The sequence below is a fragment of the Bacillus sp. SRB_331 genome, from assembly GCF_003264175.1.
Taxonomy (GTDB): Bacteria; Bacillota; Bacilli; order Bacillales; family Bacillaceae_G; genus Bacillus_A; species Bacillus_A mycoides.
This window is the reverse complement of the sequence record NZ_NADV01000007.1, coordinates 66,008-89,098: the sequence shown is the minus strand read 5'-3', so window position 1 is coordinate 89,098 and position 23,091 is coordinate 66,008. Positions and strand designations below refer to the sequence as shown.

Genomic DNA, 23,091 nt, shown 5'->3' with positions numbered 1-23,091 from the left:
GCTACATTTCCATCTATCTTTATTTTACTGTACTAAAAAATAAAAGCTAACAAAAGTTAGCTTTTATTTTTATCATTCAATTTCTAAATCTACAATTAGACAAGCTAACACCACTACAAAGTAAATCCCGACTCCTGGTGCTGTCAAAATATGTCCTGCAATATACGCAATACCTAGTGCTAATACTAAGCTTGCTGAAATCATTCCATATTTCACATTGAATATTTCCTTAAATCTTGTAACAAATGCTATTAAGATTCTTAAGCCGTAATAAATAAATGGAATCATCATTAACGCAAAACCAATAATTCCGAAATCATAAAACCAATCATGGAAGTCCATTTCAATTAACTTCGGATCTGGCTCTTTTTGTTCATTATACTTAAAGTTACCTGCGTAACCCATTCCAAATAATTTTTGTGACATTGGCGCTTCTTTAAAGAACTGCTTATGTCTCTCTTCATATACTTGACGTCCACTGAAAATAAGATTTTCTTGATTTTCTTTCTTTTGCTCTTTCTCAAGCTCTTTCTTAACTTCCGCTTCTACCTTCGCCTTTTCTTCTGGTTTCTCAACTTTATGTTGTTTTTCTTCTTTTTTAATTTTCTCTTTAATTTCTTTTTCTTTTTGATCTTGCTGCGCTACATTTTGTTCTGATAAATAGTTGTTATGAATACCCATATTTTGTGCTAATGGCGTCATTTTAAACGTTCCAACAACACCAGCTAATAGGATAATAGCAATTAATCCATTAAGTACAAGAGACCTTTTGTTTGGATTTCTTCTATCAAATAATAATTGTAGTACGATAATCCCGATTGCTGCTGCTAACGTAGCACCAATTGAGCCCATCCCTACTTTCGTACCAACTTGAATTAACGAGTAAATCATTAAAAGCGATGGAATCCAATATAAAACGTGTTTCACGCTCTTTGTTTTTTGAATAGAATATAGTACCACAATAGGGAAAATAATAGCTAAGATTGACCCTAGTTCATTACCTGCATAGAACCATCCTCGGGAACCAACCTTCATCCATTGATAACTACCAAAGTCTGTAGATGTCGAAATAGAAATAACCATAATAGCGTTAATGATTAATGTTGAATACACAATACTATTTCTGACTTTGTCACTAATATTTACTTTCTTTTTCAATGATTTTAAAGCTAAAATGTATGATCCTAGCATGATATATATATATAATGCCTTCGCAACAAACTTAACTTCTTCACTAAGTACAATAGGATTCTTAACTAGTTTATTATTAATAAACCCTATCCCTAAAACTACTGCTAATAATATTAAGTAAATTAAAAACTTCCTATTTTCCTTCTCTTTTGCCTGAATTAAAATGTAAATACCACCAACAGCCATAATAAGAAATCTTACCAAAATTCCAACAGTGGCATTTGACTTTAATAAAACGATGCTAAGAGACGTTAATAAATCTAAAACAGGCTGTAAAATAATAAAAAAGAGCAAAAAATGCTCAAATCTAACCCTAGCTTGATTTGCTAACATTCCAAGACCTCCATACAAAATCTTTACATTATCTTTTAATCATAGTTTTCTACTGTTTAAACACACCCAGCAATTATAACATAACTCATATTTAAATTGAGAACTATTTTTCATGCCGAAACTAGTCAAATCCAGCATTATTAGTAACCGAAAACATTGTCCTTTAGCTATCCTTCCCTGTCCCTATAAAAACTATCTAACACATATGCACTTATTTTCGACCGTACAAAAATATTTTTTTATCATTTTATACAAATGTACAAAACGGACTTATCTTATTGTACCATCCCTCCAACTAAGCTACATCAAAAAACTATACTATTAATCTTTCCACACTTTTTCGCTTTACTTTATTGCTACTTATCAAGCATTTTCAAACGCTTTCTTTAGCTATTTCATCCATTTTTCTACATGTAGCGAAAAGTAATTGTTATTTCCAAAACTTTAGTGTATATTTTTTCTCTGGAACATCTTTAAGAGGAAGGAATTAAAGCCATGTTATTAATCGATATATTTACGTTTCTTGGCATTATCGCCGCTGCCATTTCTGGTACATTAGTTGGTTTAAAAAAAGATCTAGATTTATTTGGTGTCCTTTGTTTAGCTGTAGCTACTGCGCTCGGCGGCGGTATTATTCGTGATATTATGATTGGTAACCTGCCTCCTGTCGCATTTGTAAAACCCATTTACTTTTTCGTAAGTGTACTATCAGCATTATTCACATGTATGTTTTTTGAGCGCATTAATAAACTTCAAGTTGTTATTATGCTTTCTGATGCTGTTGGTTTAGGGGTATTTACAGCTATTGGTGCAAATGCAGCAATGTCACATCACGTTGACGCCTCGTTTTTAGTCGTTTCAATGGGAGTTATTACAGGTATTGGGGGCGGTATTTTACGTGACATTTGCGCTCAAGATATCCCGTATGTATTCCGAAAAGAGATATATGCAATTGCTTCTATTCTAGGAGCAGTTAGTTTCTTAATTACACATGCAATGGGGGCACACATATTAGCTTTCTATGTCTGTTTATTAATAACATTCGTTATTCGTGTAGTCACCGTAATATATAATGTACATTTCCCAGTTTTCTTTAAAACACATGCAAAAATTAATAAAGGCCATTAAGAGAATTCTATGTAGAATTCTCTTAATTTATATACAATTCCATATACTATAGAGTAATTGTATATAAAAATATATAATTACATTAGAATAAAAAAATGAAAACGCTTTATAAACAGGGGGGGAGAATGATGCTTGGGGTTTTTTAAAAAAATAAAACAAACACCAGTATAATTGAATTAAGCAAAGGCCAACAAATCATATTTAACGTGCCTGCTAATTCTGAACTAAAAACTCAAATGGATATGCTACATATTTCAAAGGAAGATTTACAAATTGTTAAAGTATTACAGCCATTTATTTATGAGGAAATAGATTGGATAACAGAAAAATTCTACACCAACATCACAAAACAACCTAATTTAATTGCTGTTATTGAACGCTACAGCTCTATTCCTAAATTAAAACAAACTTTAAAGACACATATTAAAGAATTGTTCAGCGGGAATATGAATGAAGATTTTATTGAACAACGTGTTAGAATTGCAAAAAGGCACGTACAAATTGGTTTACATAGAAAATGGTATACCGCTGCTTATCAAGAATTATTCCGCTCCGTCATAAAGATTTTGCAAACGAAAATTTCAACGATAGACGGTTTTTCTTATTCTATAAACGTAATAAATAAATTATTCACATTAGAACAAGAACTTGTTATTGCAGCTTATGAATCCGAATATGAAAGAATCCAAAAAGAACATGAAAAAGAAAAAGAACTGACAGCTATGACGATTACACATATTGCAACAGAACTAGCGGCAGTATCTGAAAAAACAAGCTCTTCTATTCAACAGTTAACATCTAAATCAGAAAGTATCGTAGGAATTGCAAAAACAGGTACATCATTAGCTACGACATCAGAAGAAAAGGCCAATAAAGGAAAAGAACAATTAAATCTGCAAAACAAACGAATGGAAAGCATCCAAACGAATATGGAAACTATCATTACTGATACTCATGAACTTCTTGATATTTCTAACAAAATTAACGAAATCATTGATATTGTAAAATCAATCGCCGAGCAAACAAATTTACTAGCATTAAATGCTGCTATTGAATCTGCACGTGCTGGCGAATTTGGTAAAGGTTTTTCAGTCGTAGCGGGAGAAATCCGAAAGTTATCAGAGCAAACGAAAGAATCAATTTCCAACGTTACAAAACTCGTTGAAAAAACTAATGAACAAATTATACATGTCTCTTCTTCCGTGGAACAAATAAGCTCTCTCGTATCTGAAGGGACAGATAGTATGCATGCGACAGATCAATATTTCCAAGAAATCGTAAAAGATATGTCTAACTCTAAAGAACAAAATAAAAAAATTGAAAATGAATTAGAGACTATCTCACAAGTAATGAAGAGTATTCAAGACGATTCCTCAACAATGGCCTTAACAGCGGATAATTTACAACTAGAACTAAACCGATAAGACGAATCGATATAAAGTGGAGATTCTTCATCTCCGCTTTGCATTCATCCTTATCATCCATCTACAAAAAAAGAATCCAAAATGGATTCTTTTATTTTCTGAAAAATATTTTTTGGCAATAAAAATAACTCATATAAACACCAAAGCTTTGTAAAATAAACAAAGCTGGCATAATAATATTATAATATGCCATATCTACTCGGAAAAGCCTTAACGACACGTATCCGGTAATTAATAATACAAACAACATATATCTTTCATTTTGCTGTTTCTTAATTAGAAAATGTAATAAAGCTATGGCCATAAATAATGTCACCACTATATATATAAGCTTTTCACATTTAAAAATAATAGAATTTATTCCCTCGTCTGAAAGCTGGTTAATAACTGGTTTTAACAGTTTAAATCTTTCTACTTCCATTTCTTTTAACTCTTGATCAATGTGCTCTTTTACACTTTTATTTTTGGATGTTTTTTCTTCATTTTGACTTTTTCCAATTAAAACAGATTGAACATAAGTCTGATTAGAAATCGTATACTGTGACATTCCCATCATCTTGATACCATAGCTCACACCAAAATGAGTACTATAAAACAGAATAAGTATTCCCATCATTTTTAATAGTAATTTTTGTTTCGTTGCTGATTGAAATAATTCAATTAACAGCACATATACAACTATAAAAATAGGTAAAAATAACCCCATTGGGAAAATCATATTGCTAAGCGCAAATAAAATGGCTGAAATTACCCACATATAAGGATGGTCTAATCCCTTATATAAAAATATGTAACAAGCACAATAAAATAAAAATATTGCGAGTGATTCCGCCGTTAATACAGAACTCATAAATATATTTGGAATATATAAAGCGTAAAACATTGATGCAATACGACCACACTCTTCTCCAAAGACCATTGACGCAATGCGATAAATGAAAAATGCAGTTCCTGTACAAAATAAAATATTAAATAATTGTAAAGCGAATACCGTATCACCAAATATACGAATGATGATCGATTCATAAATAATAAAAGGTAACTGTGCTATATTTTCTATATTATTGCCAATTGCAATCTGCTTTGCAGACTCATACATAGCTTTCATATCACCTATCATTGGAACATCTACAAATAGAACTGTGATAAGTCTTACAACTGTAGATATGCTTATAAGAAAAACAAGAAATTGTTTATCTGTAAAACGATATTGCAAAATTGATGCTACTAACAAAATAAGAATAACAAAAATCACTAATACAATTGTTATACTTGTTGTACTTCCTCCAAAAAATTGCTTACTTGTTTCAAAAGCCGACCAACAACTATAGGCAAAAAATGCGAGCATCGCACCAATCATTATTTTACTGAAGAAAGACGAAAAATTTGTTCTTATATGATTCATATGTCCATTGCACCTCTATTTCCATTCATAACAAAACGATTCTATCATGAATAAGCACAAGGTTAATAGGGAATTTCTATGACAAATACATAGTCATTACTTTTTCACTTGCAATGTAAGCGAATCCTCTTTTACACTACATTTTATATATGATAAATTTTCTTTCAGTTACATGAATACAAATACAGAAATTTCAATAAAGTGAAACTTTAATCCACGGGGGGTTTTGTTCATCCCCCACTGACTATTAGCCCGCAAATAGTGGGATAATCCTCTTTTGGAACACTTTACTTCATTAAATATCTAATATGGGTACTCCACTTACACATGTCACTCTGATTGAAAACAGAAAATAGGGGATGAATATATGGAAAAGAAATTCATGCGAGAATCAAAGGCAATTAAAACAACACGTGTTTTTCCTAACGATTTAAATAATCACCAAACACTTTTCGGGGGGAAATTATTAGCAGAAATTGATAGTATAGCTTCAATTGCAGCTGCGAGACACAGCCGCAAACATTGCGTAACAGCATCTATCGATTCCGTTGATTTTTTAACTCCAATTCACCAAGCAGATTCTGTTTGTTATGAAGCATTCGTATGTTATACAGGAAAATCTTCAATGGAAGTTTTCGTAAAAGTAATTGCAGAGGATCTACTAGCAGGCGAGCGTAGAATGGCCGCAACGTGTTTCATTACATTTGTCGCATTAAAAGACGGAAAACCTTCATCTGTACCACAAGTAATTCCTGAAACAGAGGAAGAACATTGGCTACATACAACTGGTTCAGAGCGTGCAGAAAATAGAAAAAAAGGACGTTTGAAAAGTAAAGAAATGGCTGAAGTGTTAACTTTAAGTAAGCCTTGGAATATGTAACATTAGGATTTTATATTATACATGCACAGGTTTTTTCTTCCTTGCATGTATTTTTTATTATAATAAAGTGTTACACCTTAGCGTTTTTATTCGATGCCTGTTTCCTAAAATCACCCATCAGCTTTTCCTTTATTTTGTTATACTATTAATGGTATATTAAATAATGTTCGTTTAAAAATAACCATAATATGATTAAGTATATAAGGGATGGTGCGGTAATGTCTATTGAGGTACCAATTTCAATACCAAAAACGTTAATTATTATTCCAGCGTATAACGAGGAAGAAGCAATTGCAGATACATTAACAAGATTATTAGAACTAAAACAGCATTTTACAGCATTAAGCATTTGCGTTATTAATGATGGATCAAAAGATAAAACAGCTCAAATCGTAAAAGATTTCCCTGTTCATCTCGTTAATTTACCATATAATCTAGGTATCGGTTCAGCTGTACAAACTGGATATAAATACGCTTATGAGAACGGATATGATATTGCGATTCAGTTCGATGCTGATGGACAACATAATCCTGATGATTTATACAAAATCATACAGCCTATTGCCGAGGATCAATGCGATATGGTGCTGGGTTCACGTTTTACAGAAAAAACAGCATATAAAGGTAGTATTTCCCGAAGAATCGGTATTTTTTATTTTACCGCTCTATTGAAAGTACTAACAAAACAAACATTTATGGATCCAACTTCTGGGTATCGTGCTATCAATCGAGAAGTAATTAAGATTTTTGCACACAATTATCCAAAAGATTATCCAGAACCAGAAGTCCTTATTCATTTAAAAAAGAAAAAACTTCGCATTAATGAAATATCTGTAAATATGCAAGAGCGACAAGGTGGACAATCTTCCATCACTCCCCTTAAATCTGCATATTACATGGTTAAGGTGAGTCTTGCTATATTGATGCAAAAAATCGTGAAAGGTTGATAATGAATGCATATAATTACCTTTTCATTCATCTTTATTTTATTACTATTCTTCTCAATTATTAATTCCATTCGTCGTGGGACTTTAGAAACAAAATATGCTATTTTATGGATTTTCGTTTGTATTACAATGGCTATTTTAAGTTCTACGGATAAAATTATAAATTGGATTGGAAAACTATTAAAAGTAGAATATCCTCCGTCCATTTTATTCTTATTCGGACTATTATTCTGTTTTATCCTAATTTTTGACCTGACGAGAAAAATCTCCAAATTACACCATCAACTTGTAACATTAACGCAAGATTATGCATTATTAAAACAAAAATTAAAGATAACAGATAAGGAATAACTTCCTAACTAAATACTAATATACTAAAGCTCCTGAATTTTGCTTGAAAAATTCAGGAGCTTTTATCATTTCAAATTATTTCTTTCTAATTATACGAGGTACCACAATAGAAAGTTGATTTACAAAGTTTATATGCGTTAAACTTATACAGATGTTCTTGTAGTCTTCTTCCTTTCAAAAGACTTGTATATATGGTACAAAACATAAAAAATTTGAGGAGATAAAAACTCTATGATGGAACAAAAACAACTCGTTTCCGTTGTCATACCTCTGTATAATACGGAAAAATATATTGAAGAAACGATGCAATCAATACTAGATCAAACATATAAAAACATTGAAATTGTAATTGTAGATGATGGAAGCAAAGATCAATCACCTTCTATCGTAAAAAATCTTGTACAAAAGTACCCAGGACAAATAAAATACGTCCCTCAAGAAAATCAAGGTGTTTCTGTTGCTCGTAATACAGGAATTGAAAATGCTAGCGGAGAATATGTTGCTTTTCTTGATAGTGATGATTTATGGAATCCAACAAAAATCGAAAAACAAGTTGAAAGCATGCATAAAAACAACATGAACGCTTGTTATTGTGGCTATATGAACTTTTACGAAGAGACTGGTGAAAAAGTTGAGCACACGACAAACTTTATTAAAGGTGATATGACAAAGGCTTTCTTAACGCATCAAGTTGTTGCTCAGACGAGCACTTGGATTTTCAAAAGATCTATCGTAATGGATCATAACATTCGTTTCACACCAGGATGTAGCTGGGGAGAAGACTTAGAATTTCTATTTAAATTAATGAGTGTAACAAATGTATGCTATGTAGATGAATATTTAACATATTATCGAATCTTATCAGAAGGAAATCTTTCTTCAAAGTATAAAGATTATGAATTAAAAACAAAAAAAGAATTAGAAGTGTTTAATCGAATGAAAGATTGGGTTCATAATAAATCAAAAGACTTGATCGTGAATGATTCTACAGAACTTATTGAAATCCTTGAAACTTATCTATTCCCATATACAGTCATTAACAATGCTTGTATATACATTAAAGGAAGCTCTAAGTTAGATAAATCACAAGTTCAATTAATCAAGGGCGATATAAATAAATATTGTCGCAAAATTTATTCGAAAAATGGAAAACGAAGCAAAAAGCTATACGCGATGCTTTGGTTTGTACGAATAAAGTTTATGTTTTCTTAAATAAAGAATACGCTTTTAAACATACTTTCCGTAAACAAATCAAATTTACAAATAGGACGAAGTGCGTCCTGAAAAATAGAAAGGTCTTGTTCCATGAAAACAAATAAAATCCTTAAAAACGCCTCCTACCTATTTGTAGGAAATATTACTGTTCGATTTGTACTTGCTATTGCGACCATTTTCTTTGCAAGATATGTTTCACCAAAGGAGTATGGGATGTTTACAACTGCATTAGCAGTTTCCGCTGTTATTTGTTATTTTACAGATGCAGGTTTGACACATACGTTTATGCGTGAAGGAACGAGAAGCAACGCTAACATTAGCGTACTAATTAGTAGTTATTTACGTATTCGTTTAGTATTAGCTATCGTAATTTCTGTGCTCTTCGCTATTTTCGCTCAGTTCTTCTATCCTGATGCTTACTTACGTGCGATGGTATATTGGGTTGTACTGCCGACAATGTTTGGAGCCACTTTACAAGGTGTTGGGATGGCTTACTTCCAAGTAACAGAACGCATGCAATTTACAGCGATTATTTCTGTAATACAAGGTGTAACAGCCGCAGCTGCTCTTCTACTAGGAATGTCCTTTAAATGGTCACTTATGATGGTTGCTGCCATGTACGGGATATCTAGTCTTGTAACAGGACTTATCGCCTTTATAATGGTAATTCGCCATACAACAGTTCATAAGGGCTGGGATAAAGGCATTTTAGATCAATTGCTCATTTTCACAATCAATGGCATTATCATTATGCTCTTACCACAGTTAGGGCCTATTATATTAGAAAAAGTCTCAACATATGAGCAAGTTGGATTCTTTGGCGCTGCATCGAAAATACCTGCTGTACTTTATCAAATACCGGGCGTAATTGCAGCAGCCTTTTATCCAAAGTTATTTGCTTTTGGAAATGAAAAGAATATTGATGAACATAGAAAACTATCACAGTTCGAATTAAAACTTATGTCTTTCTTAGGAATGGGAATCTCCATTCCATTTATCGCTGATCCAAGCTTTTGGATTGTTACTTTATTAGGTGAACAATATGCACCAGCCGGTGATGCTCTTGCAATTTTAGCCTTTATGGTTATTTTACAATCTATCAACTATCCACTTGCTGATAATTTAACAACTATTGGTCAACAGTGGAAGCGTGCGACAACGATGGGAATTGGATTAGCTGTCGCTATCGTAAGTTACATCGTATTAGGTGGCCAATTTGGAATGATGGGAGCTGCGGTAGCTGCTATCATTACTGAGGTTACTTTATTAATCGGATTTACTTTATTCGTTCGTAAAGGATTTACATTACTATTCAAAGGGATTGTATTTAATACACTAGCATTTATAATCAGTTACGCCCTATACCGCACAGTATTAATTAACTTACCACCACTGGTAGCTCTAACACTTACTGGTATATTGTACGGTATTATTGGCCTTGCAATTGATCCACAAATACGCGGGTTGATTTTAGGATTTGTAAATAAAAAATTAGTTCGTAAAAACGCTTAAAAGCCAAAAGCTTTTCCTATTAAGAATGGAAAAGCTTTTGGCTTTTTATATACCATCATTTACAGAACATAAATTCTGAAGACTGCACTTCATTATTCTCGAATTTTCAGTGGTTAAAAATGCTATATATTCCATGTCAAATTGACTTACTTTCTGAGAATGCTTTATACTAAATTACAAGTAAACTATGAAACTCAATGCTTGTAAAATATATATGATACAACAAAAATATATATTTTTTTATGCTAAAACTAAAAAACACACCTTCATAATTGGTGTGTTTTTATATGTAACAACTTTCGAAGGAGGATTATAAATTTTTATGAGCATTAAGCCGAACAATAAGATTTTCTCAAAGAAAACTATAATGATTATTCCGATATTATTATTGTGTGCTTTTGCTTTTCATTATTTCTTTTTAACATCTAATCAAGTCTTTTCTGGTACAGGTGATGCATTAAGCCAATTTGGTTTCTTTACATTTCTCCTGCAACATGCCTTTAAAGATGGTAATCTTTTTTGGTCTTTTGATTATGGATTAGGTGGAGATTTATTTGGAGAGTTTAGTTATTATTACAGTACAGCGCCGTTCTTCTGGATTACGCTGTTACTTCCTAAATTAAATATTGAACAAATCTATGATATGAAATTATACATGAGTATTTTAAAAAACTTTTTAGCTATGTTATTCATGTATGGTTCTTTACGTTATCATAATAAAACAGTCTTCTCATCTTTTATTGCTGCTATTATGTATGGTGGATGTATTACTTTTATGCGCCATTCATTACTTTGGGATTTCATGGCTGATGCCATCGTATTTTTACCATTAGTAATATGGGGACTTGATAAATATATTATAGAAAAGAAACGTGGACTTTTCTTAGTAGCTGCTACTTTAATGTTAGCATCGAACTTTTATTTTGCTTTTATTACAAGTATTTTCATTTTCATTTACGCATTTTTCCAATACTTTGCCACACAGCAAAATAAAACAATCGTCTCTTTTCTAGCCTATTATATTAAAATTGGATTATTATACGGTCTATCACTTGGCTTGGCTGCAGTTTGCTTTATTCCATCAGTCAATGCGGTATTTAGTGCGGATCGGTTAACGAAGAAATTTGATATACCTTTATTCTTTGAAGATACATTTTATAAAGATCTAATGGAAACTATCTTCTTCGTATATGATGCTGAAAATCATCAATTAGCTTTACCAGCTTTAATTTTATTCCTAATCATATTTGGAATGTTTATACGTGATAAACTTGTTAAAAATAAAGTACTCTTTACGTTTTTCATGTTCATTCTGTTTATGCTTCCGTATACATACTCTGTATTTAATGGTTTCTCAGCAATGCAATATAGATGGCTTTATTTATTTGTATTTGTAATTGCTCAAACTATAGCATACATCTTAGATTGGATGATTGTTCATAAGAAAGAACATAAATTACCTTATATAATAAGTTCATTAGTATCAATAGGATTATTCATTTATGCATTTTATAGAAAAGTAAATATAAATGTAAGTGATAAACCTTTACAGGTAGTTGACAATATTTTAATCGGAACTATCGTTCTTTCTCTCATTACAGTATGTTTATGGCGTTATCTTTCTAAACCTTTCATACAATTTTTAGTTGTAGTGAACGTACTCGTTAGTACAATTTCCATGAATTACATGTATGCTAATAATATACTTAGTACCGTTTTCGGACAAAGCAATGCTACAAAAGAAGCTTTACATGTATCTGGCTATGATAACAAAGATGAGATTGCTGCCATTCGTTATATACAAGAATATGATAAAGACTTTTATCGTATTCTTAACCCAGGTAGCGCCCATAACACACCAATGTTACAAGGTTATCATGGTACAAGTACGTACCAAAGCTTGATTAATTATTACGTTCATGACTTTATGAAAAATAAATACAACGTATTCCAAGGGTTCGACACTCCTTCGATGTTCTTCCAGGTTGATAGTCGATTACTACTTGAAAATATGTTAGGTGTAAAATATCGCGTACTAAGCGCTGATACAGATCAAAAAAATATCCCATATGGATATAAACTATTAAAACAAGTAGGACCGTATAATATTTACAAAAATGACTATGCTTTACCGTTAGGGTATGTATATGATTCTAGTATAAGTGAAGAAGAATTTTCTAAATTAAACTTTGCTCAGCGTGACCAATTGTTATTACATGCTGTAGTCGTTAATAATGGAAAAGACTTTTCATTAACCCATTTTGATAAAAAGAACCTTAATTCAAAAGCGGTATCTATCAAAATGGAAAAAGTACAACTAGAAAATATGGAAAAAGAGAATAATAAACTCATTGTCCATGGCAATGGAAATATGATTGTACCTATAAATTATCCTAATACTCCTGGAGATTTAATTGTAGAATTAAAGATAAAAAATAAAGGTTCATTCCATGCAATAGTTAACGGGAAAGATATGGGGAAAGGTGAAGACACTGGTGCATACTCATATCCTTTAGAAAGATTTGTTTATAATTTAGGTAAGGACGATCGTCCAGACCAACTAACTATTTCTATTGATGCACCAGGTGAATACGAACTTGAAGACTTACAAGCAAATATCGTAAATTACGAAGGTGTACAAAAAGAAACAAAAAAACTAACTGAAAATAGACTTCAAAATATTTATTATAAAAACAACTATTTAAAAGGTGAAATCAACTCGAAAAAAGATGGATTACTATATTTATCTGTTCCATATAGTAAAGGTTGGACTATAAAAGTTGATGGAAAAGAAACAGAATTCACGAAAGCAAATTCTGCCTTTATTGGCGTACCGATTACAAAAGGAGCACATGTAATCGAAATGACTTATGTTACACCTTACTTTAAATTAGGTATGATTATATCAATTATTTCACTAATTATTTGTGTAGCCTTACTAGTTTTTACAAATCAAAAAGGACGCCGAAAATTGCCTTTTAAAAAGCTGCAATGAGCACTCAATAAATCATGAAGCTATCCAAAGTGGATAGCTTCATAAAAAATATTAAATAACGTTTTAACCATTATAAACAAGGAGGGTCAAAAATGACTCTTTCAATAGTCGTACCATGCTACAATGAAGAAAAGATGCTTCGAGCCTTTTATTCAGAGACTTCTCTAGAAATTCATAAATTAACTACCGATTATGAATTTGTTTTTGTAAATGATGGTAGTAAAGATGATACATTAAATATTCTACGTGATTTGGAAAATTCAGATGCAGCTGTTCATTATATATCATTTAGTCGGAATTTCGGCAAAGAAGCCGCTATGTTAGCTGGTTTAAAATACGCTACAGGTGATGCAGTTGTTATTATGGACGCCGATTTGCAACATCCTCCTACACTAATAAAAGAAATGTTAGAAGGATATAACGAAGGTTACGACCAAGTTATTGCAAAAAGAACAAGAACAGGTGATTCACCCGTTCGCTCTTTCGTTTCTCGTCTATACTATAAAGTGATGAATAAGTTTGTAGATATTGAACTAGTAGACGGCATTGGAGATTTTAGACTTTTAAGTAGAAGAGCTGTTGATTCTCTATTATCTTTAAGCGAATACAATCGCTTCTCAAAAGGTTTATTCTCCTGGATTGGATTTAATGAACTAATTATTGGATATGAAAATGTATTACGTTCTGATGGAGAAAGTAAGTGGACTTTTTCTAAATTGTTAAATTACGGAATAGATGGTGTTATCTCATTCAATAATAAACCATTAAGACTATCTATATATCTTGGATTATTAACAACTATTTTAGGGATTTTATACGTAATTACTACATTTATTCAAATTATTGTTGGTGGTGTTGAAGTCCCAGGATACTTCACTTTAATTTCCGCTATATTATTTATTGGTGGTATTCAACTCATTTTCCTAGGTGTTATGGGTGAATACATCGGTCGCATTTATTATGAAACAAAACGTAGACCACATTTTATTGTAGCTGAAAAGAAAGTTAGTGAAGTCAAACAAAAAGCATAATAAAAAAGTTACTTCTACCTACAGAAGTAACTTTTTTTATACTAATATTTACACACCTTTATGTTGCATAGATATAATCGTTTCTTTTAGCCCATTATAATAAGAAGTTTTTGGTATATTCCCAATATACCTCTCATATTTCTCTCCGCTTAATACAACAGGATTTTCTGTCAAATATAGCATTTCCACAAATTCTTTCATCTGCTTATCAAATAGTCCAATTAAATTTATCATACCTTTTTTTACTGTCATTACTGGTTTTGTATATCCCGTTAATTCTTGTATATGTTGAATCATCTCTTCACCTGTAATGACACCATAACCCGGTATGTTCCAATTTTGTCCATAGGCCTCATCACGTAAAGCTAATTCAACCATTGCTTTTGCACCGTCTGGTGTAAAAATATATTCACGAGCAATCTTTTTATCTCCAACAAAGCTTGATAACTTATTTACAAGTACACCTTTCAAAGTATGATGAACAAGCGTACTTTCTGCATTTGGGCCATAAAAATCAGGAAAATGTGCAATAAACATTTGTACATTTCCCTGTTTTGCCATCATTTCTAGCTGTAACCGAATTTTCCCTTTCTTCGTATGTGGTGCCTTTTTAACTTCTTCCACTACAAGTTCTTCCCCTTGCCTCCCATACGCATAAATATTATCAACTATCCCTAACTTACTGTCGTAATACCTTGCTACTTCTAATATATTTTTTAATAATTTTGGTTGCTTCTTCTCCCAATCTGAATATGGAATGTTTACAGCATGAAATATAATATCAACGCCTTTCGCAGCTTCCATTATATCCTCCTGTATAAATACATCTCCCGCTAGAACTTTCACATTTTCTTCTCCAGAAAATAATATCTCTAATTTCTCTTTATTCCTCGCAAAGGCCACTACATGAATTCCTCTGCTACATAATTCTTTTACAATTGCATACCCCATTGATCCAGATGCTCCTAGCACTAAAGCTTTTTTCATTATATATCCCCCCTAAATTAATTAACCGCTGTTCAATTAATATTAAAAAGAAAATCACTTACATAAGAAGTGATTTTGAAATAAACTCCACGTGTACTTTAGCTAATCCTTTTACTTCTTCAAATGTTTGATCATTCCCACAATAGTGTGCCACAAACCCATGTAATGATAGAAAAACAGACCATATTGTCATTACATTTACCTTCTCATTACACAAAGAAGATACAACAGTAGCAAATTTTTCGTAACTAACATTTGGGCCATCTGCTAAACATTCTTTTAACTCATCATCTCTAATTAAAAACATGATTTCATAATGACTTTGATTTTGCAAACCAAATTCAATAAAACCAAATAAAACAGCTTTCAATTGTTCCTCTTGTGGTAAATTTTGATCATTAATCTCATCTAATTTTTGATTTAGCAATTGAAAATCTTGCTCTACCATCGCATAGAAAAGCTCTGCTTTATTTTTAAAATGATAATAGATGGCACCATGGCTATATCCTAGTTCTGTTGCAATTTTACGCATTGAAGTATGCTGATAACCTAATTTTATAAATAAGTCTCTTGCTACATTCATAATCATTTCTCTCGTTAATTCTTGTTTAACTGCCCTTCTTGGCGACATTTTTCATACCTCACAATTTAATTGACCACTGTTCAATTAATATTATAACCTTTTCCCAAAAAAATACAATGAGTTTCTTACAAAAAGATACATTTTGAAAGGATAGCATTATACTCAATAATTTAGTATCATGATTCAAGGTACTATTTCAAGTTGGACGGAGGATACTATGAGCTTATTAACAGTAGAAAAACTAGGCCATACATTTGGCGATCGCACATTATTTAAAGATGTATCCATGCGTTTACTAGCAGGAGAACATGTCGGATTAGTCGGTGCAAACGGTGTTGGTAAATCAACATTTATGAATATTATTACTGGTCAACTTATCCATGATGAAGGCCGTGTAGAATGGACACCTGGTACAAATTACAGTTACTTAGACCAGCATACAATTTTAACACCTGGTCGCACAATTCGTGATGTATTAGCTGACGCGTTTTTACCTTTATTTGAAAAAGAAAAAGCTTTAAATGAAGTTGCAGAAAAAATGGGAACGGCAACACCGGAAGAATTAGAGGACCTTCTTGAGCAGATGGCAGAAATCCAAGATGCTCTCGAAGCAGGTGGTTTCTATTTACTAGATATGAAAATCGAAGAGGCAGCAAGAGGTCTTGGAATTGATGCAATCGGTTTAGATCGTGATGTTTCAGCACTAAGTGGTGGACAACGTACAAAAGTATTACTTGCAAAGCTATTACTTGAGCAACCAGAAGTGTTATTACTCGATGAGCCTACTAACTATTTAGACGTTGAACATATTCATTGGTTAACTAATTATTTAAAAGAATATCCACATGCATTCTTATTAATTTCTCATGATACGGAATTTATGAACAAATGCGTTGATGTTATTTTCCATCTAGAATTTACAAAAATGACGCGCTATACAGCGACATACGAAAAATTCCTAGAGTTAGCCGAAATTAATAAAAATCAACATATAAATGCTTATGAAAAACAGAAAGAGTTTATTAAAAAGCAGGAAGACTTTATTGCAAAGAACAAAGCTCGTTATTCAACGACAGGTCGTGCAAAAAGTCGTCAAAAACAACTTGATCGCATGGAGCGTATTGATCGTCCTGAAACAGCAATTAAGCCAGAGTTCTCATTTAAAGAGTGTCGTGCAAGTAGCCGTTTCGTCTTTGAAGGTGAAGATGTAGAAATCGGATATACACATCCGTTATTACCAAAACTAACAATGACAATTGAACGCGGTGAAAAAATTGCCATCGTTGGTTGTAATGGTGTTGGTAAATCAACATTACTAAAAACGATTTTAGGAAAAATTAAACCTTTAAGCGGTAAAACAAGTCTTGGTGACTTCTTAGAGCCTGCATACTTCGAGCAAGAAGTAAAAGCTGATAATATAACACCAATTGATGACGTTTGGAACACATTCCCTAGCATGGACCAACATCAAGTTCGTGCAATGTTAGCGAAATGCGGATTAAAAAATGAGCATATCTCTCGCCCGCTAAATCAATTAAGTGGTGGCGAACAAGCAAAAGTTCGTTTATGTAAGTTAATGGGTGAAGAAAGTAACTGGATCCTATTTGATGAGCCAACAAACCATCTTGATGTTACAGCAAAGGAAGAACTTCAAAAAGCTCTGAAGGCATATAAAGGGACAATCCTTCTTGTATGTCACGAACCAGAATTTTATGAAGGCTGGATTACAAAAACTTGGAATGTTGAAGAATGGTCACAAAATAATTCTTAATTATAATAGAAAATCCTTGCGTTCTATATGCAAGGATTTTTTATATTATAGTATGCCGTAAGCCTCAATCGAAACTCATTTAAACTAGGATATACCGCTAAATTAGCAAGCATACCTCTAATGACTGGAATTCTTGGATTTTGCAATCTCATTTCTGCTTCTAAAACATCTAAAGTTACAAGTAACTCATCATTTTCTAATTGATCAGCTAATGTTCGTTTAAATACAATAATTTCACTTAGAAAATGTTCCTTCACCTGTTCCTTAATAAGCTCGGAACTACAAAGAAATTCTCCTAGTCTCTCTTCATGTAGGACAGGTTCCTCCGAAGATTCTAGAAGCCCCTCTACTAAATTGTCTATCCTTTTTAAAATAAAAGCTGAGACATAGGACAAATCAATTTCTGGTGCATTTAAAATAATTAATTCTAAATACCCACGGCATATCCCTTCCACCATAATTACTAGATCTAACAAGTATGGAATAACCTTTTCACCATAAATGGACAGTAAGCTATTCCGATAAAATGCATGAGACTCTAATTTCATCCTCATCATAAACTCTTCTACTTCTTTATTAAACGGAATTGCATTTTCTCTTGCATGCATAATAATAAATTCTTTATGTTTTTGCACATCAGTAAACTGACAATATAATTGTTTTTCAAATTTTTCACGTGGTAATAAAGATTCTTTTTCAATATCCAGCATTTTCTTCTGAATCTTGTCATAATAATATCGAAGTGTGGACAATAATAACTCATCTTTTGATTTGAAATATAAATAAAAAGCTCCTTTTGATATACCACATGCGGTTACGATTTCTTGTACTGACGTTGCATTTACACCCTTAGTTGCAAATAACCTCATAGCCATCTCTATAATTAAGCGCTCTTTTTCTTTCATATTCTCTCTCCTAAATTTAATCTCGCATCTTATGTAAATTCAAACTTGATTTTATTCCACATTAACTGAAAATAAAACTCCCCATCTAAAATTTAATGGAGTAAATGGTTTATATAGAAGCCTTTCCATCTATAAAATCCGGTTAGTAAAAGCCAATGATCAGAAAAAGAATAGGAAACCGACTACTTACAGTTTGATTTTATTATACCATCTCTTTTCATTGACGACTGACCAATCGGTCAGTTATATTATGTATTAGACTGACCGATTGGTCAATATAATAAAAAGGGAGCGCAAACATGAACAAAATCATCAATTTCACGTTAAAAAATAAGTTCGCAGTTTGGCTACTAACCATTATTGTTACTATTGCGGGTATTTATTCTGGACTCAATATGAAGCTGGAGACAATTCCTGATATTACAACACCGATTGTAACAGTAACCACGGTTTATCCTGGTGCTACACCAGAAGAAGTAGCTGATAAAATTTCAAAACCAATGGAAGAACAACTCCAAAATTTAAGCGGTGTAAACGTTGTTAGTTCATCATCTTATCAAAACGCATCTTCTATTCAGGTAGAATATGATTTTGATAAAAATATGGAAAAAGCCGAAACGGAAATTAAAGAATCGCTCGCAAACGTGAAACTGCCAGAAGGTGTGAAAGACCCGAAAGTCTCACGAGTAAACTTTAATGCCTTTCCTGTTATTTCATTAAGCGTAGCGAGTAAAAATGAATCTTTAGCTGCCTTAACAGAAAATGTAGAAAAAAATGTTGTTCCTGGATTAAAAGGACTTGATGGTGTCGCATCTGTTCAAATCGCAGGTCAACAAGTAGACGAAGTACAGCTTGTCTTCAAAAAAGATAAGATGAAAGAATTAGGTTTAAGTGAAGATACTGTAAAAAATATGATTAAAGGTTCGGACGTATCGTTACCACTTGGCTTATATACATTTAAAGATACGGAAAAATCAGTTGTTGTCGATGGTAACATTACAACAATTAAAGCATTAAAAGAATTAAAAATTCCAGCTATCCCTTCATCACCGAATGGTCAAGGTAGCCAAAACGCTGGTGCTGGAACACAAGCACCACAGATGAATCCGGCCGCTATGAATGGCATACCAACGGTTACATTAGAAGAGATTGCTGATATTAAAGAAGTTGGAAAAGCGGAATCCATTTCTCGAACGAATGGAAAAGAAGCAATCGGCATTCAAATTGTGAAGGCTGCTGATGCGAATACAGTTGATGTTGTAAATGCAGTTAAAGATAAAGTAAAAGACCTTGAGAAAAAATATAAAGACTTAGAGATTATTTCAACATTCGATCAAGGTGCGCCTATTGAAAAATCAGTCGAAACAATGCTTAGCAAAGCTATTTTCGGTGCTATCTTTGCGATTGTTATTATTATGTTGTTCCTGCGAAACATTCGAACAACACTAATCTCTGTCGTTTCTATACCACTTTCTTTATTAATTGCAGTTTTAGTAATAAAACAAATGGATATTACCCTTAACATTATGACACTTGGAGCAATGACAGTTGCTATTGGACGCGTTGTTGATGACTCAATTGTTGTTATTGAAAATATTTACCGACGTATGTCTTTATCAGAAGAGAAATTACGTGGGAAAGATTTAATTCGTGAAGCTACGAAAGAAATGTTTATCCCGATTATGTCTTCTACAATTGTAACAATCGCTGTATTCTTACCTCTTGGGCTTGTAAAGGGTATGATTGGTGAAATGTTCTTACCATTTGCTTTAACAATTGTTTTTGCCCTACTTGCTTCCTTACTTGTGGCAGTTACAATTGTGCCGATGCTAGCACATTCCTTATTTAAGAAGGAAAGCATGAGAGAAAAAGAAGTACATCATGAGGAAAAACCAAGCAAATTAGCAAACGGCTATAAACGTATACTTGAATGGGCGTTAAACCATAAAATTATTACATCAAGTATCACAGTCCTCCTATTAGTAGGCAGCCTTGCACTTGTACCAATCATCGGTGTCAGCTTCTTACCATCTGAAGAAGAAAAAATGATTATCGCAACGTACAAACCTGAGCCAGGTCAAACGTTAGACGACGTTGAAAAAATTGCAACGAAAGCTGAAAAGCATTTCCAAGATAAAAAAGACGTCAAAACGATTCAATTCTCATTAGGCGGCGAAAACCCAATGAGCCCTGGTCAAACAAATCAAGCGATGTTCTTCGTTCAATATGATAACGATACGAAAAACTTTGAAAAAGAGAAAGAACAAGTCGTTAAAGATTTACAAAAGATGTCTGGAAAAGGTGAATGGAAAAACCAAGATTTCGGAGCAGGTGGCGGTAGTAACGAAATTAAGCTATACGTTTATGGAGATAGCTCTGAAGAAATTAAGCCTGTCGTGAAAGACATTCAAAATATCATGAAGAAAAATAAAGATTTAAAAGACATAGACTCTAGTGTTGCAAAAACATATGCAGAATATACTTTAGTCGCTGATCAAGAAAAGTTAAGTAAAATGGGGCTAACTGCTGCTCAAATTGGAATGGGACTTTCTAATCAACATGATCGCCCTGTTCTTACAACAATTAAAAAAGATAATAAAGATATAAATGTATATGTAGAAACTGAAAAACAAAACTATGAAACGATCGATGACTTAACAAATCGTAAAATTACAACACCACTTGGTAATGATGTTGCTGTTAAAGATGTTATGACTGTAAAAGAAGGTGAAACTTCTAACACAGTAACACATCGTGATGGCCGTGTTTATGCGGAAGTTAGTGCAAAACTAACATCTGATGACGTTTCAAAAGCATCTGCCGCTGTTCAAAAAGAAGTAGATAAAATGGATCTTCCTTCTGGTATAGATGTTTCTATGGGTGGTGTTACACAAGATATTCAAGAATCATTCAAACAACTTGGCTTAGCGATGTTAGCTGCGATTGCCATTGTATACTTCGTTCTTGTTGTTACATTTGGCGGTGCCCTTGCACCATTCGCAATTTTATTCTCGCTACCATTCACAATCATTGGTGCACTCGTTGCCTTATTAATCTCTGGCGAAACGTTAAGCGTATCTGCGATGATTGGGGCCCTTATGCTAATTGGTATCGTTGTAACGAACGCAATCGTGCTCATTGACCGTGTTATTCATAAAGAAAATGACGGCCTATCAACACGTGAAGCATTATTAGAAGCTGGTACAACACGCCTGCGTCCTATCTTAATGACTGCAATTGCAACAATCGGGGCTCTTATCCCGCTTGCATTAGGATTTGAAGGTAGCGGCTTAATTTCTAAAGGACTTGGCGTAACAGTAATTGGTGGATTAACAAGTTCAACGTTATTAACACTTCTTATTGTTCCAATCGTTTATGAAGCATTAAGCAAATTTAAAAAGAAAAAAGTAAAATAAAAAAATAACCTCGCTGACTGCGAGGTTATTTTTTATTCCCAAACAAGATTAGGAAATCACCATATCCTTCTTTTTCTAAATCTTCTTTTTGAATAAAGCGTAGCGCTGCCGAATTAATACAATAACGAAGGCCGTTTTGTCCTGGGCCGTCTGGAAATACATGCCCAAGATGTGAATCTCCTTCTTTACTTCTCACTTCCGTACGCGTCATATTATGGCTAACATCCATTTTTTCTTTCACACTAGCTGACATAACTGGTTTCGCAAAACTCGGCCATCCACAGCCGCTATCGAACTTATCGAAAGAAGTAAATAATGGTTCCCCCGAAACAATATCTACATAAAGCCCTTCTTCTTTATGATTCCAATACTCATTTTGAAAAGGCGGTTCTGTCCCATTTTCCTGTGTTACATAAAACTGCATCTCGTTTAATCTTTCTTTTAAATGAGCATTATTCTTTGGCCAATGTTGTTTAATAAAAGCATCTCGACCTGAGCCTTTACGATATAACTCATAGCGAAATGTATTCTTCTTATAATATCCTTGGTGATATTCTTCAGCTGGATAAAACGTAGCAGCTGGCAATATTTTTGTCGCAATTGGCTTCGAAAAATGCCCACTTTTCTCAAGCTCTTCTTTTGAAGCCTCTGCCTTTTTATGTTGTTCTTCATTATGATAAAAAATCACCGTTTCATAAGACTGCCCGCGGTCGTGGAATTGTCCCCCTATATCAGTCGGGTCAATTTGTCTCCAATATATATTTAACAACTCTTCATACGGCATTTTATTTGCATCAAATTTAATTTGTACTGCTTCATAATGCCCAGTTGTTTCCGAGCACACTTCTTTATACGTTGGATCCTCTTTATGGCCACCTGTATAGCCTGAAACAACCTGTATAATCCCTTCCATCTCTTCAAATGGCGAAACCATACACCAGAAACACCCTCCGGCAAACGTAGCTAACTCTATCTTTTCATTTACAGCCATTATTTCACCCCTATTCTATCTTCTCC

Annotated in this window: 17 protein-coding genes and 1 pseudogene; 12 read left to right on the top strand and 6 right to left on the bottom strand. The window is 33.0% G+C overall.

What is annotated here, in order from left to right; translation table 11 throughout:
* Positions 1-72 precede the first annotated feature (72 nt).
* Positions 73-1,524 carry an O-antigen ligase family protein gene (locus B5P42_RS04110; protein WP_044438376.1) on the bottom strand — a complete coding sequence of 484 codons (1,452 nt, stop codon included), beginning with the start codon at positions 1,522-1,524 and terminating at the stop codon, positions 73-75.
* 495 nt (positions 1,525-2,019) lie between these two features.
* Between B5P42_RS04110 and B5P42_RS04105 the strand changes: the two genes are divergently transcribed.
* From B5P42_RS04105 to B5P42_RS33365, 3 genes and pseudogenes are all read left to right on the top strand, one after another.
* Entirely contained in the window at positions 2,020-2,652 is a 633-nt protein-coding gene (locus B5P42_RS04105) for a trimeric intracellular cation channel family protein (RefSeq protein ID WP_002016412.1), read from the top strand.
* A gap of 236 nt (positions 2,653-2,888) precedes the next feature.
* Positions 2,889-3,275: pseudogene (locus B5P42_RS33370) on the top strand (protoglobin family protein); the annotation flags it as partial.
* 99 nt (positions 3,276-3,374) lie between these two features.
* Positions 3,375-4,076, top strand: coding sequence for a methyl-accepting chemotaxis protein (locus B5P42_RS33365; protein WP_002184479.1), 702 nt, complete (start codon positions 3,375-3,377; stop codon positions 4,074-4,076).
* Between the two features lie 91 nt (positions 4,077-4,167).
* Here B5P42_RS33365 and B5P42_RS04095 read toward each other — a convergent pair whose 3' ends face one another.
* Entirely contained in the window at positions 4,168-5,481 is a 1,314-nt protein-coding gene (locus tag B5P42_RS04095; protein ID WP_113733708.1) for an ArnT family glycosyltransferase, read from the bottom strand.
* Positions 5,482-5,848: 367 nt separating this feature from the next.
* Here B5P42_RS04095 and B5P42_RS04090 point away from each other — a divergent pair, with 367 nt between their 5' ends.
* The 7 genes from B5P42_RS04090 (at position 5,849) to B5P42_RS04060 (ending at position 14,412) form a co-directional block, all read left to right on the top strand.
* Positions 5,849-6,361, top strand: coding sequence for an acyl-CoA thioesterase (locus B5P42_RS04090; RefSeq protein ID WP_000412118.1), 513 nt, complete (start codon positions 5,849-5,851; stop codon positions 6,359-6,361).
* 218 nt (positions 6,362-6,579) lie between these two features.
* Positions 6,580-7,308, top strand: coding sequence for a glycosyltransferase family 2 protein (locus B5P42_RS04085; RefSeq protein WP_000021472.1), 729 nt, complete (start codon positions 6,580-6,582; stop codon positions 7,306-7,308).
* A 6-nt stretch (positions 7,309-7,314) separates the two neighbouring features.
* A complete protein-coding gene (locus B5P42_RS04080; protein WP_113733707.1) occupies positions 7,315-7,659 on the top strand; it encodes a DUF2304 domain-containing protein in 345 nt (114 codons plus the stop codon).
* A gap of 231 nt (positions 7,660-7,890) precedes the next feature.
* Entirely contained in the window at positions 7,891-8,871 is a 981-nt protein-coding gene (locus B5P42_RS04075; RefSeq protein WP_113733706.1) for a glycosyltransferase family 2 protein, read from the top strand.
* 93 nt (positions 8,872-8,964) lie between these two features.
* The gene (locus tag B5P42_RS04070; protein ID WP_002184476.1) at positions 8,965-10,386 is read left to right on the top strand and encodes an oligosaccharide flippase family protein; all 1,422 of its coding nucleotides are present in this window, start codon (positions 8,965-8,967) and stop codon (positions 10,384-10,386) included.
* Positions 10,387-10,708: 322 nt separating this feature from the next.
* Positions 10,709-13,381, top strand: a complete 2,673-nt coding sequence (locus B5P42_RS04065; RefSeq protein WP_113733705.1) for a YfhO family protein — start codon at positions 10,709-10,711, stop codon at positions 13,379-13,381.
* A 92-nt stretch (positions 13,382-13,473) separates the two neighbouring features.
* The gene (locus B5P42_RS04060) at positions 13,474-14,412 is read left to right on the top strand and encodes a glycosyltransferase family 2 protein (protein WP_113733704.1); all 939 of its coding nucleotides are present in this window, start codon (positions 13,474-13,476) and stop codon (positions 14,410-14,412) included.
* 48 nt (positions 14,413-14,460) lie between these two features.
* On the opposite strand, the gene B5P42_RS04055 is transcribed toward B5P42_RS04060, so the two are convergent.
* Together B5P42_RS04055 and B5P42_RS04050 are read right to left on the bottom strand one after the other, a co-directional pair.
* Entirely contained in the window at positions 14,461-15,399 is a 939-nt protein-coding gene (locus tag B5P42_RS04055; RefSeq protein ID WP_060750551.1) for an SDR family NAD(P)-dependent oxidoreductase, read from the bottom strand.
* 58 nt (positions 15,400-15,457) lie between these two features.
* Positions 15,458-16,030 (bottom strand): TetR/AcrR family transcriptional regulator, encoded by a 573-nt coding sequence (locus tag B5P42_RS04050; RefSeq protein ID WP_002130146.1) that lies wholly within the window; start codon positions 16,028-16,030, stop codon positions 15,458-15,460.
* 169 nt (positions 16,031-16,199) lie between these two features.
* On the opposite strand from B5P42_RS04050, the gene B5P42_RS04045 reads away from it, so the two are divergent.
* Positions 16,200-17,753 (top strand): ABC-F family ATP-binding cassette domain-containing protein, encoded by a 1,554-nt coding sequence (locus B5P42_RS04045; RefSeq protein WP_002130147.1) that lies wholly within the window; start codon positions 16,200-16,202, stop codon positions 17,751-17,753.
* Positions 17,754-17,776: 23 nt separating this feature from the next.
* On the opposite strand, the gene B5P42_RS04040 is transcribed toward B5P42_RS04045, so the two are convergent.
* Positions 17,777-18,658, bottom strand: coding sequence for a TetR/AcrR family transcriptional regulator (locus tag B5P42_RS04040; RefSeq protein WP_113733703.1), 882 nt, complete (start codon positions 18,656-18,658; stop codon positions 17,777-17,779).
* Positions 18,659-18,957: 299 nt separating this feature from the next.
* On the opposite strand from B5P42_RS04040, the gene B5P42_RS04035 reads away from it, so the two are divergent.
* A complete protein-coding gene (locus tag B5P42_RS04035; RefSeq protein ID WP_113733702.1) occupies positions 18,958-22,074 on the top strand; it encodes an efflux RND transporter permease subunit in 3,117 nt (1,038 codons plus the stop codon).
* 25 nt (positions 22,075-22,099) lie between these two features.
* Here the strand turns inward: B5P42_RS04035 and msrB are convergent, their stop codons facing one another.
* Complete coding sequence (gene msrB / locus B5P42_RS04030; RefSeq protein WP_113733701.1) at positions 22,100-23,065, bottom strand: peptide-methionine (R)-S-oxide reductase MsrB; 966 nt, start codon at positions 23,063-23,065, stop codon at positions 22,100-22,102.
* Between the last annotated feature and the right edge of the window lie 26 nt (positions 23,066-23,091).